General features: G+C 62.2%; 14 protein-coding genes and 1 pseudogene. 14 read left to right on the forward strand and 1 reads right to left on the reverse strand.

Annotated elements, in window-relative coordinates:
* The 4 genes and pseudogenes from ACYVGY_RS13100 to ACYVGY_RS13115 all read left to right on the forward strand — a co-directional run.
* Positions 1 to 96 (forward strand): annotated as a pseudogene (locus tag ACYVGY_RS13100) (integrase core domain-containing protein); the annotation flags it as partial.
* 50 nt (positions 97 to 146) lie between these two features.
* Complete coding sequence (gene traD, locus ACYVGY_RS13105) at positions 147 to 392, forward strand: conjugal transfer protein TraD (protein WP_460457945.1); 246 nt, start codon at positions 147 to 149, stop codon at positions 390 to 392.
* A 129-nt stretch (positions 393 to 521) separates the two neighbouring features.
* Positions 522 to 965: a type II toxin-antitoxin system RelE/ParE family toxin gene (locus tag ACYVGY_RS13110; protein ID WP_460457946.1), complete on the forward strand. Its 444-nt coding sequence runs from the start codon at positions 522 to 524 to the stop codon at positions 963 to 965.
* Positions 962 to 1306 (forward strand): helix-turn-helix domain-containing protein, encoded by a 345-nt coding sequence (locus ACYVGY_RS13115; protein WP_460457947.1) that lies wholly within the window; start codon positions 962 to 964, stop codon positions 1304 to 1306. Before ACYVGY_RS13110 ends, ACYVGY_RS13115 begins: the two co-directional genes overlap by 4 nt.
* A 279-nt stretch (positions 1307 to 1585) precedes the next feature.
* On the opposite strand, the gene ACYVGY_RS13120 is transcribed toward ACYVGY_RS13115, so the two are convergent.
* A complete protein-coding gene (locus ACYVGY_RS13120) occupies positions 1586 to 2008 on the reverse strand; it encodes a DUF420 domain-containing protein (protein WP_460457948.1) in 423 nt (140 codons plus the stop codon).
* An 89-nt stretch (positions 2009 to 2097) separates the two neighbouring features.
* Between ACYVGY_RS13120 and ACYVGY_RS13125 the strand changes: the two genes are divergently transcribed.
* The 10 genes from ACYVGY_RS13125 (at position 2098) to azu (ending at position 11888) form a co-directional block, all read left to right on the forward strand.
* On the forward strand, positions 2098 to 2826 hold the full coding sequence (locus ACYVGY_RS13125) for an SCO family protein (RefSeq protein WP_460457949.1): 729 nt from the start codon (positions 2098 to 2100) through the stop codon (positions 2824 to 2826).
* Positions 2827 to 3031: 205 nt separating this feature from the next.
* The gene (locus ACYVGY_RS13130; protein WP_460457950.1) at positions 3032 to 3205 is read left to right on the forward strand and encodes a hypothetical protein; all 174 of its coding nucleotides are present in this window, start codon (positions 3032 to 3034) and stop codon (positions 3203 to 3205) included.
* A gap of 33 nt (positions 3206 to 3238) precedes the next feature.
* On the forward strand, positions 3239 to 3778 hold the full coding sequence (locus tag ACYVGY_RS13135) for a hypothetical protein (protein ID WP_460457951.1): 540 nt from the start codon (positions 3239 to 3241) through the stop codon (positions 3776 to 3778).
* 12 nt (positions 3779 to 3790) lie between these two features.
* Positions 3791 to 5491, forward strand: coding sequence for a cbb3-type cytochrome c oxidase subunit I (locus ACYVGY_RS13140; protein WP_460457952.1), 1701 nt, complete (start codon positions 3791 to 3793; stop codon positions 5489 to 5491).
* Positions 5492 to 5519: 28 nt separating this feature from the next.
* On the forward strand, positions 5520 to 6416 hold the full coding sequence (cyoE, locus tag ACYVGY_RS13145; RefSeq protein ID WP_460457953.1) for a heme o synthase: 897 nt from the start codon (positions 5520 to 5522) through the stop codon (positions 6414 to 6416).
* Positions 6417 to 6553: 137 nt separating this feature from the next.
* Positions 6554 to 7345, forward strand: coding sequence for an SCO family protein (locus tag ACYVGY_RS13150; RefSeq protein WP_460457954.1), 792 nt, complete (start codon positions 6554 to 6556; stop codon positions 7343 to 7345).
* Positions 7346 to 7368: 23 nt separating this feature from the next.
* Positions 7369 to 7881, forward strand: coding sequence for a hypothetical protein (locus ACYVGY_RS13155; protein ID WP_460457955.1), 513 nt, complete (start codon positions 7369 to 7371; stop codon positions 7879 to 7881).
* Complete coding sequence (locus tag ACYVGY_RS13160; RefSeq protein ID WP_460457956.1) at positions 7878 to 9314, forward strand: cbb3-type cytochrome c oxidase subunit I; 1437 nt, start codon at positions 7878 to 7880, stop codon at positions 9312 to 9314. Before ACYVGY_RS13155 ends, ACYVGY_RS13160 begins: the two co-directional genes overlap by 4 nt.
* A 35-nt stretch (positions 9315 to 9349) precedes the next feature.
* On the forward strand, positions 9350 to 11248 hold the full coding sequence (locus ACYVGY_RS13165) for a 2Fe-2S iron-sulfur cluster-binding protein (protein ID WP_460457957.1): 1899 nt from the start codon (positions 9350 to 9352) through the stop codon (positions 11246 to 11248).
* 67 nt (positions 11249 to 11315) lie between these two features.
* Entirely contained in the window at positions 11316 to 11888 is a 573-nt protein-coding gene (azu, locus tag ACYVGY_RS13170; protein WP_460457958.1) for an azurin, read from the forward strand.
* The last annotated feature ends 106 nt before the right edge of the window (positions 11889 to 11994 follow it).

The following is an 11994-nucleotide window of genomic DNA, read 5'->3' on the forward strand; positions in this document are numbered from 1 at the left end:
CGCGCGATCGGCGACTGGATCCAGTTCTACAACCACCGGCGCCCGCACCAGGCGCTCGGCATGAAGACACCCGCCGAGGCGTATGCTTTAGCGGCCTGACCTGTGCAGGAACCGCTGGGTCATTACAGGCACGCGCACGCAAAACGGTGAAACGGGAGGAAGCAAGGGCCATCGCTGCGCTGCTGCGCAGCGCAGACGCGCATCGAAAGATCATGCTCGGGGGTGTCGTGATTGCTGCGCAGGCAGGTGACCTAGACGCAGCCGAGCTGTGCGGTTGGCTACGGTCAATAGTGCTGCAACGGGCCCGCTACCCCGACAGCGCCTCCAAGGCACGAGAGCGGGGCCTCTGCTGGTTTTCTGAACGAGAGGCTGAGCGCAATAGGAATGCCTGAGACCTGACCCTGGCCAAGGGACGCGCAAGTCATTAATTTTTGGCGGGTTTTCTCATTGCCAAACACCCACAAAGTCAGCTAAACAGGTGATGAAAGCCCACATAGACAGGGCGTATAAGACTTTATACAATGGCCGACAAGCACAAACGATCGACAACCAAAGCAGCATCTACAAAGCAAGCTGCGCACAAGCAGTCCACATCATCGCTAACGCCTGAGCACAAGGACAAGGAACGGGACCTCTACTGGATGGGCTCATCGAGGGAAGACTTGATCGAGTTTCCCGAGGCAGTTCGCGCAGAAGCAGGTCACCAACTCAGTCAAGTTCAATTTGGTCTAGAACCGGATGATTGGGCGCCAATGTCGCAGGTTGGTGCAGGTGCCGCTGAGATTCGTCTTCAAGACAAGGACGGTTGGTATCGGGTCATTTACGTAGTCAAGTTTGAAAGCGGCGTTTATGCGCTGCATAGCTTTCAAAAGAAGACGAACCAGACCTCGCAGACCGACATTGATCTGGCTAAAAAGCGCTACGCAGCTGCAAAACTGGAAGACGCTGGGAGAAAGAAGAAATGAAGATGAAGAAGCCAGACGAACATGGGGTCGCGCACGTCACGCGCGCCGGCGGCAATATCTTCCAAGACCTGGGATTCGGTAAGGACGATGCGCAGCGTATGCACGCTCAGGCGCACGCCACCGTGTCGCAGAAACTCTCAATCAGAGAGGAATTGGCGGAAGAAATTGCGGTCTGGATAAAGGAAAAAGACCTGAAACAGCAGGAAGCAGCAGAGATCCTGTTGGTATCCCGACCCCGTGTTTCAGATATCGTCAGGCACAAGGTGGGCAAGTTCAGCATCGACACGCTGGTTGAGTTAGTCAATCGGACGGGCAAACGCGTCAGCCTCCGAGTTGCTTGACTGAGAAGAGGTGGGTATCGTTCGCGGTATCACCTTTAAGGGTAGAGTCAGTTCCTCCTTTCCCTATATATTCAATAACTTGTAAGAGATAGCGAGGCAGGGCCGTTCCCCCCACCCCACCTCCACCAATACAGTGATTCAACACGAATCATGCAGGATCAGGAAAGGCCGGAAAGCCGCGAAAGGCATTCCGGCCTTTTTTGTGCCTTGTCGAGGCTGCTCCGGCATGTCGCGGGATCATCCGATCTGCGGGCAAAGGACTGACGCCTACTGCTTGGGTCAGTGCCTGATCAGGTACAGCATCAGATAAACCGCAACCCCGGTAAGCGACACGTACATCCAGATCGGCCACGTCCACCGTGCCCAGCGGGTATGCCGAGGAACGATTCGCTTCAGGCCGAACCAGGCCGTCACCAGTATCAGCGGCAAAGATGCGGCCGCCAGAATCACGTGACTGATCAGCAGGATGTAATACGCGGTCCGAACAACACCCTGGCCCCGGAAGACGAAGATGGGGGCCGAGAGGTGGTAGACGATGTAGGAAAGCAGGAAAAGGGCGGCTACGGCCAATGCCGACAGCATCGCGACGCGGTGCGCCTCGACGCGGCCCTTGGCGACCAGCACCCGGGCAACGACCAGCAGGATGATCAATATCCCGTTGAGCGTGGCATTGACGTGCGGAAGGATACTGGCGGAATCCATTGGCGTGGCGCGGCTTCAAAAGGAATGCCAGGCGATCTTCAGGCATGCCGAACCCCGGCGCAATCCGGGCTCGCATCTGATCCAGGTCAATGCGTTGGCTGCTGGCGCCGCGCATCCTGCGCATGAAAAGTGCACACCGCACCGCTGCGGACACCCATTCAATGCTGAAATCCTCATCGCGCTGGATCGTGCCCTTGCTCGCCGCCGTCGGTCTGGCCGTAGCGCTGTGGGCCTGGCTGCAGTCATCCGGACCGGTGGCCGCCGTCTCACCCGAGCTTCAGTCCGTGCTGTGGCCGGTGGCGCGGCCGGTGGCGCCGTTTCGAATGCGCACCCACCTTGGTGACAGCTTCGACGAACGGTCCTTCGAAGGACAATGGAACTTCGTGTTCTTCGGATTCCTGCAGTGCCCGGACGTTTGTCCGACCACCCTGCAGTCCCTGCAGGCATTCCGCCGTGAGCTGCTGGAAACCGACCCGGCGGCCGCCCGCCATCGCTTCGTGTTCGTGACGGTGGACCCCGATCGCGACACCGCCGAGAAATTGGGGCCATACCTGGGCTACTTCGACCCGGAATTCATCGGGCTCCTGGACGAGGGCGAAGAGCTTGCCAAGCTGGCCGGCTCGATGGCCGTCTATTACGCCAGTCACGAGGACGAGAGCGGCGGCATCAGCTTTGAACACACTACATCGATCATGGTCGTCGACCCGGCGGGCAGCTTGGTGGGCGCGCTTCCCTCGCCGCATGACCCGGCGCAGATGCTGCGGCGGTTCCAGGCGCTGCAACAACACTCCGAAGTCGGCAGCGGCAAGCCCGACTGAGCGGCACCGGGGCGCGGGCTGACTCCTGCTGGGGATTAGAGGTTAGTTGATCCAGGTCAAGGACGGGGCTGGATGCGACCAGTAAAGGTGGGCCATCTCAGTCTTTCGCCATAGGTCTGGGCTGATGACATCAGTCGTCTCCCGATGGCGGGTTCCAGCGTCGGCAAGGGGATTTGCATGCGCTCGCACTATCAGGAGAGTCGCCATGAGTGACGAACCGCGCGATTCGGACGAAGCAGACGACGACTCCAAGGTCCCATGGATCCAGCAATTGCTGGACAACCCATTCCTGCTGCTTTTTCTGGGAGTGATGATCCCGATGATTGTCTACGTCCTCTGGGGAGTCATCGACATCCTCACGATTCCGCTCGCGAAATAAGACCGCAATTTCGCCAATTTTCGGGGAAAAGCCATGACCGCAATTTTGCCGCCTGCCGAACGATTGTGGTGGAAGCACCCTATCGACCGCGTCGAAGGAACCTGGATCGCGATCGCGTTCGTGTGGTGCATGATCATGTTCTTCATGATGGTTGGCTGGCACATCTACGGCAACCAGAACCTCTCCACCGAGACCTACAAGACCACGCCGGAAGCGTTCGCCTTGAAGGCCCAGGCAATGGTCGACCAGTACACCGTACGTGTCGAAACCGACGCTGAGACCCCCGTAGTGGCTCCCCCACCGGGCAGCGACGTGTACCTGATCGCCCGGCTTTGGAGCTATTGGCCGATTCTCGAGCTCGAGAAAGACAAGACCTATCGCCTGCACATGACGTCGATGGACTACAACCACGGTTTTTCGCTGCAGCCCGCGAACATCAACATCCAGATCGTGCCGGGCTACGAGCATGTGGTGACAGTCACGCCCAACCAGAGCGGCACTTTCTCGGTGGTCTGCAACGAATACTGCGGGTTCGGCCATCACACCATGGTCGGCCGCATCTACGTCAAATAAGGGGCGCCTGACATGTCGCATGCAACCATCTACCGGACCTGTCCGCGCTCCGGCCTGCAGTTCGAGGCGCAAGCGGAAAAGCTGATGATCGCCAACGCGGTCGCAGCCGTGGTGTTCCTCTTGCTCGGCGGCATCCTGGCAATCGGCGTGGTGTTGACGCGCTGGCCCTCGGTGCACTGGCTTGAAGCCGCCACCTTCTACCAGGTGCTGACCGCGCACGGCATCGACATGCTGATCTTCTGGATCATCTTCTTCGAGATGGCGGTGCTCTACTTCTGCTCGTCGACGCTGTTGCGCTGCCGACTGGCCACGCCGAGACTGGCCTGGGCTTCGTTCGCAATGATGATGGTCGGCGCCATCATGAACAACTACGCGGTCTACCAGGGCGCCTCCAGCGTCATGATGACCTCGTACGTCCCGATGATGGCGGCGCCGTCGTTCTATCTCGGCCTTATCCTGTTCGCGGTCGGCGCCCTGATCGCCTGCTTCGTTTTCCTCGGCACACTGGTCGTCGCCAAGCGCGACAAGACCTACCAGGGATCGGTGCCGCTGGTGACGTTCGGCGCCATCACCGCCTGCATCATCGCCGTGTTCACCATTGTTTCCGGCGCCATCATCCTGATTCCCACCTACCTGCTGTCAATCGGAGTCATCGACGCGGTCGACCCGTTGATCTACCGCACCATCTGGTGGGCTTTCGGCCATTCCTCGCAGCAGATCAACGTCGCGGTGCACATTTCGATCTGGTACGCGGTCGCTGCGATCGTGTTCGGCGCCAAGCCGATGTCCGAGCGGGTCAGCCGCGGCGCATTCCTGCTCTACATCTTGTTCTTGCAGTTGGCGAGCGCCCACCACCTGCTGGCCGACCCGGGCATGAGCACTGAGTGGAAGGTGGTCAATACCAGCTATTTCATGTACTTCGCGGTGCTGGCCTCGATGATCCACGGCCTGACCATCCCCGGCGCGATAGAAGTCGCGCAACGACAAAAGGGTTACAACAAGGGACTGTTCGAATGGTTGCGCAAGGCGCCTTGGGGCAACCCGGCGTTCTCCGGCGTATTCATCTCGATCATCGGCTTCGGCTTCCTGGGCGGCATTTCCGGCGTCATGATGGGCACTGAGCAGCTCAACATGATCATCCACAACACGATCTATGTCCCCGGGCATTTCCACGCGACCGTGGTGGTGGGCACCACCTTGTCGTTCATGGCATTGACCTACTTCCTGATCCCGGTGCTGTTCAAGCGCGAGATCATCAGCCCGGCGCTGGCACGGTGGCAGCCCTACCTGTTTGGTCTGTCCATGTACTTCTTCTGCCTGGTGATGATGGGTGCCGGCACCCTGGGTGTCTCGCGCCGGCACTGGGACATGTCCTTCAGCGGCGCGGCGCTGGCCTACGAATGGCCGGGCACTGCCTATCTGCTGATGGGCCTGGTTGGTGTGTCTGGCGTGGCGGCAATCGCCGGTGGCGCCATCTACATCTACGTCACGGTCGGATCGCTTTTGTGGGGCAAGAAGCTTGATGGCGGCATCACCAGCAAAGCACCCACACCGATCCCGCCAACGGCCCCTTCTGCCGTCGTGCAAACCTACGGATCGATCGGCTTTGCGGCCCCAGGCACGTTCGTGCTGGCGATGGTGTTCCTGGTGTCCTTCGTCCTCTACTACTTCGTCAACTGGAAGTATCTGTCCACGCTCTGGGGATTGAGCTGAGCCCCCGGGTGCCGGCAGGCCCTATGCCATGAGCATCACGTCCCCCATCGCCGACATCAGCCTGTCCTTCCGGGCACGCACGGTGCTGAGCCTGTTCAAGCTGCGCATCGGCAGCCTGATCATGATCACGGCAGTGGTGGGCATGGTGGTTACTCCGGGCCGGCCACTGGATTGGATCGAACGGCTGGTGCTCGCGCTGTCAGTACTGGTCGCGTCGGCCAGCGCCGGGGCGTTCAACCAGTACTACGAACGAAAGACCGATCGCCTGATGGTCCGCACCCGGGACCGTGCCTTCGCCAGCGGAGCGATTGCCGCCGGGCCAGGCTGGCTTTGGCTGATGGGCGCGATGCTGGCGATTGCCGTGGGCGCGGCGGCCTGGGTCCTGAATCCGGTCTCGGCCCTGTTCGTGTTCCTGGGCGCGTTCTTCTATGCGGGCGTCTATACGGTCTGGCTCAAGCGGCGATCGGCCTGGAATATCGTCATCGGTGGACTGGCGGGCAGCTTCGCCGCGCTGGCCGGGGCCGCTGCGGCTGACCCGTCGGTGGGGCCGGCAGGACTGATCCTGGCCCTGGTGCTGCTGCTCTGGACGCCGCCACATTTCTGGAGCCTGGCCATCGCCTACCAAGGCGAATACCGCGCGGCCGGCATCCCGATGTTGCCGGTCGTGGTCGGCATTCCCCGCACGGCACGCATCGTGCTGGCATCGACCATCGCACTCGTGCTGGCCTCGATGTTGCCGATGCTGTTCGGCGCGGGGCCGATATATTTCGCCGGCGCCGCTACCGGTGGCATCTACTTCCTGATCAAGGCCCGCGCGCTGGATCGGGCGCCGGACCGGAGCACTGCCATGGGAAGCTTCCTGGCTTCGTTGCTGCAGTTGTCGCTGCTGCTTGCCGGCGCCTGCCTTGACTCGATGATGCGGTGAGCAGCATGGCGACGGCGCCCCGCCATCGTGTCTGCCGGCTACACACCCGAACAGGGACGACGGGCTTACTCGCTCTGCTTGCGCTCGTAGGCGCAGGGCAAGTTGGCCCGGCGGCGGCGGTCGAGGCCAGCAGCGCGTTGGCTGCCTCGCGCTCCGACGCCACGGACGTTTCCAAGCCAGCGGGCTTCGGGCTGGACCAGGACGCCGCCTTCGCGCTCAGTCACTCAGTGGTCGGGACGAAGCCCACGGACCACGTGATGATCGACCAGGACCAGCGTCCGGCTTCCCTGGCCGAATACCTCGGAAAACCGCTTCTGGTGAATTTCATTTACACCGGTTGCTTCCAAGTCTGCCCGACCAACTCGCGCGCGTTGAGCGGCGCGGTAAAGAGCATGAGGGCGCGCTTCGGAAACGATCAGTTCAACATCGTAAGCATCGGATTCGACCAGCCAACCGATTCGCCGGCATCGCTGGGGATCTTCGCGAAACAGCAGCGCATTGACGCGGCCAACTGGCGTTTCCTGAGTCCACGCGCCGAAGACGTGCCAAGCCTCGCGCGTGATTTCGGCTTCAGCTATGCAAAGACACCGATCGGTTTCGAGCACACCCTGCAGGTGAGCATCCTCGATGCCGAGGGTCGCATCTATCGACAGGTCTACGGCGATGGCTTTGCCGCCGACTCGCTTGGCGAGCCCTTAAAGCAACTGATTACTGGAAACCTGCTCACCGATACCCAGGACTGGGGCGACCTGCTGGGTCGAGTCCGCATCCTGTGCTCGGTCTACGACCCCGTTACCGGGACGTACCAGACCGACTACACGCTCTACATGGAGTTCGCGGGAGGCATTACTTTCGTGTTGGCTATGCTTTGGCTGGTCTTGTCGGAATGGCGAAACCGCCGACGGTCCAAGCGCCTGGCAGCGGACTGACTGACGGAGCGCCGGCCCAAACCATGATCAGCCCCCGCCAAGCCGCCACCTCGGCCGCCCAGATCGCGCTATACGCCATTTTCGCGGGTGTAATCGCCCTATTCTCCTCGTGGCCCAACTTTCATCCGCTGCAGCCGGACGAGGCGCTGATCACCATCAGCATCGCCCATCACGGCAAGCGACTGCAGCCCTGCCGCGAACAAACGCCTGAAGAGCTGGCCAGCCTGCCACCCACCATGCGGGTGCCTACGCGCTGTCCTCGCGAACGCGCGCCGCTGCTGGTCGAAGTCGACATCGATGGAAAGACCGTTCTCCAGCAGCGGGCCGAGGCGTCGGGGTTGTCGCGCGACGGGTCTGCCAAGCTGTATCGGCGAATGCCTGTGCCAGTAGGCAGGCACCGAGTTTCCGTCCGGTTGCGCGACAGCAATCGCCGCGACGGCTTCGACTATGCCAGAGAGGAAGTGGTTGACCTGCGCCCCTCGGAGATCCTGGTGCTCGACTTCGACTCCGAACAACAGGAAATCACCTTTCGATGAGCCGATCGCTTGAAATCGATCCGTGCCCCGCGACGCCGGCGTTTGCTCAATGCGTCGGCGGCCATGACTATGCGCTCGACCTGGTGCACGGTGCCGACCGGACCCTGGCCCGAACCTGGCTCGCACTGGGCCTGTTCGCCCTGGTGGGCTCTGGCGTGTTCTCGATCCTGCTGGTTTTGTCGCGATCTCCCGTCATCAACCAATGGTTGCCGGTCCAGAGTTTCTTCCGTGTCGCCCTGGTGGTGCATGTCGACCTGTCCGTGCTGGTCTGGTTCGTGTCGGTAGCCGGCCTGTTGTGGACGGTGGCCGCCAGCCGCCGGGCCGCCGGCGCGGGCTGGGCCGCCCTGGTCCTTTGCGGCACCGGAACCGCGATCATGGCGCTGGCACCGTTCATTGGCCGGGGCGAGCCGGTCATGGCGAACTACGTGCCGGTTCTCGACGGCCCGATGTTCCTAGGCGGCCTGTCATTGTTCGCCGTGGGCACCGGCATCCTGGTGCTGTGGAGTCTGTGGGCGGGGGCAAGACCCGGGCTCGCACTGAGCGGCGCGGCCGCCCTGCGCTTCGGACTGTCCGCCGCCGCCGTGGCCGCCGCCGTCGCGCTTCTGGCCTTCGCCTGGTCGCTGGCGCTGGTACCGATGGACCTGGACGGCAGCGCTTACTACGAGATCCTGTTCTGGGGCGGCGGGCATGCCCTGCAGTTCGTCTGGACGCTACTGATGCTGGTCGCCTGGCTCTGGTTGGCGAGCGCTACGGGTGCGCGGATTCCGATGAGCCCGCGGCTGGTGCTGGCGATGTTCGGGCTGGCGCTGGTCGGCGTCTTCGCCACGCCCTATGCCTACCTGGCCCACGATGTCGCTTCAGTCGAGCATCGCCAGATTCACACCTGGGCCATGCGCTTTGGGGGCGGCCTCGCCATCCTGCCAATCGGACTGGCCACGGTGCTCGCCTTGTGGCGCAGGACCACACCGCTTTCGGTCGCCGCACGGCCATTGCAGGCGGCACTGACTGCCTCGATCATGCTGTTCGCCGTCGGAGGCTTCATCGGCATATTCATCAGCGGCAGCAACGTTAAGATTCCCGCGCATTACCATGGATCAATCGTCGGGGTGACCCTGGCCCTGATGGGGCTGGTCTACCTGCTGCTGCCCAGGCTCGGCTACGGGACACCGACCGGCAGGATGGCGCGCTGGCAACCCACGCTCTACGGCGTCGGCCAGCTGATGCATATCGTCGGACTGGTGTGGTCGGGCGGCTATGGCGTGCAGCGCAAGGTGGCCGGCACCGAACAAGTGCTGCGCAGCACGCCGGAAATCGCCGGGATGGCCTTGATGGGACTCGGCGGGGCCATCGCGATCCTCGGCGGCCTGCTATTCATCGTCGTGGTGGTGAAGGCCATGCGGCGTCCCGTGCCCAGGGAGCCAGCCGCCTCATGATCAAGGCCACGCAACGGCTGCTGTGTTGGACCTTCATGCGCATCGAGGCGCTGTTCAATCGCGCGTTCGGCGACCGCATCAATCCCTTCTATCACCTGGGCGCGATCGCCTTCTTCCTGTTCTGGCTCATCTCCGCCAGCGGTCTTTACCTCTACATCTTCTTCGATACCAGCGTGACCGGGGCATACGTCTCGGTCGAAGCGTTGACCCAGAACCAGCGGTATATCGGCGGCGTAATGCGCAGCGTGCATCGCTACGGATCAGACGCCCTGGTCCTGGTCATGTTCATCCACTTGCTGCGCCACTTCGCCTTCGATCACATGCGTGGCTATCGCTGGTTCGCATGGGTGTCCGGCGTAGGCCTGATCTGGTTCGTCTATGTCTGCGGGATCAACGGCTACATGCTGCCATGGGACCGGCTCGCGCAATTCGTCACCGTCGCCAGCTTCGAATGGCTCGACTGGCTGCCGGGCATGGGTGGCAGCCTGGTGCGCAACTTCATGTATCCCAACAGCGTGGACGACCGCTTCTTCTCCTTGCTCGCGTTCGTGCATATTGGCGCCCCGCTGCTCACCCTGCTTCTGATGTGGGTCCACATACAGCGCGTTCCCAAGGCCAGCACGACGCCGCCGCGTGCCATCGGAATTGGCATATGTCTCATGCTGTTGGCGGTTTCGGTCCTGAAGCCGGCCTTGAGCCAGGGAGGACCGGCCGACCTGGGCACGGCTGTGCCTGAGATAGGGCTCGACTGGTTCTACCTGGGCTTGCTGCCGTTGATCTACCGAATGCCGATCTGGCAGGTGTGGGCCCTGGTTGCGGCTGCCACCCTGCTGTTGGCGGCACTGCCCTGGTTGCCGCTGCGTCGTCGGGATGCGCGCGGCGAGCTTGGCCTCGAGCTCCATCCCGGCAGCCACCGGGTTTCCGCTCGGCCAGGTGAGACGCTGCTCGATGCCGGCCTGCGCGCGGGCCTGGTGCTGCCTTACGAATGCCGGAATGGCGGCTGCGGCGTCTGTGTCTGCACCGTGCTTCAGGGCCGGATCGATCAAGGCGCCTATCAACCGGCGGTGCTCAATGCCGCCATGCGTGCGCGTGGAAAGGCCTTGATGTGCTGCGCCACGGCCTTGGAAGACGTGGCGATCGAGATCGACGTACAGTCGCTCGAACCGGGCAAAGCGACGCCGGTACTGAGCCTGGAGGCCAAGGTCGGGAGTCTGCGCTTGCTCAGCGACGACGTGATGCAAGTGCTGCTCGATCTGCCCGCGGGTGCTCGCCTCGACTTCATCGCGGGGCAGTACGTCAACATCGTGCTGGAAGACGGCCAGCGACGCGCATTTTCTTTCGCCAGCCCGCCGCACAGCGGCACCCCCATCGAACTACACATCCGGCTGGTGCCCGATGGGCAGTTCACACCGCGCGTGTTCAATTCATTGAAGGTCGGCGATAGCCTGCGCATCGAGGGCCCGTTTGGACGGTTCACTCTGAGCGAAAGCGAAAAGCCGATCATCCTGATCGCGACGGCCGTGGGCTTCGCTCCGGTCAAGAGCATCCTTGAGGACGCATTCCATCGCGGCATCAAGCGACCGATACAGCTGTACTGGGGCGCGCGGCATCTGCGCGACCTCTACCTGCTGGAATTGGCCGAAAGCTGGGCGCGCGACCACGACAATTTCCGCCTTGAAGCGGTGCTTTCCGGCGAGGCAGGCGGCACCTGGGGCGGTCGGACCGGTCGCGCCAGCGCCGCCATTCTGGCGGACCATCCTGATCTGAGCGGTTTCGAGGTTTATGCCTGTGGCTCGGTCCGGATGGTGGAGGATGTCCTGCCGACGTTCCTGGCCCGGGGGCTGAGCGAGGACGCTTGTTTCTCAGATGCTTTCACAAGCGGCTTCGTAGGCGAACCGTCGTGTGGCGAGCCTGGCAACGCAGCACCTACTTGATCTGGATCAATGCGTGCAGGATCCGTTGCGCTCGCAATGGGCCTCCGAATCCGCCTCAGGAGTTTTCATGAACATGAAACTTAGCTTGTTGTCCGTCGCGTGCGTGCTGGCCCTGTCCGCCTGTGGCGACAAGTCGCCGCCTGCCGATTCGGCGTCACCGAGCATGGAAAGTGCTCCGGCGGCAGCGGTCACCGAAAGTGGTCCGGCGGCTACCTCCAGGCCTCCTGAGACCGACAGCGATGTTGCGGCCGTCGCGGGCTGTGAGATCGAGATAGAAGGCAATGACGCGATGCAGTACAACGTAAATGCCATCGTCGTTCCTGCCTCGTGTACCGACTTCACGATCACGCTCCGGCACACCGGCAAATTGCCGGTCGCCGCCATGGGCCACAACGTGGTCATCACGGCATCGAAAGACATGCAGAGCGTCGTAGCCGCCGGCATGGCCGCCGGCCTCGCGCAAAACTATGTCAAGCCCGACGCCGATAACGTCATCGCCTTTTCCAACATGATTGGCGGCGGAGAGACCACCTCGGTCAGCTTTGCCGTCAGCAAGATTCAGAGCGGCGGTCCCTACAAGTTTTTCTGCAGCTTTCCCGGACACTCTGCCCTCATGAACGGCAGCATCACTGTCGAGTAAGCGTCTGGCGCCATGGCTCCGGGCCAGGGGTCCCGCCGATGCGGGGTGGTCCGGTGCCATGCGCTCACAACCGCCCCATGGCTTGTCTCAGGTCAAGGATCAGGCG

This window comes from Arenimonas alkanexedens, assembly GCF_054781355.1.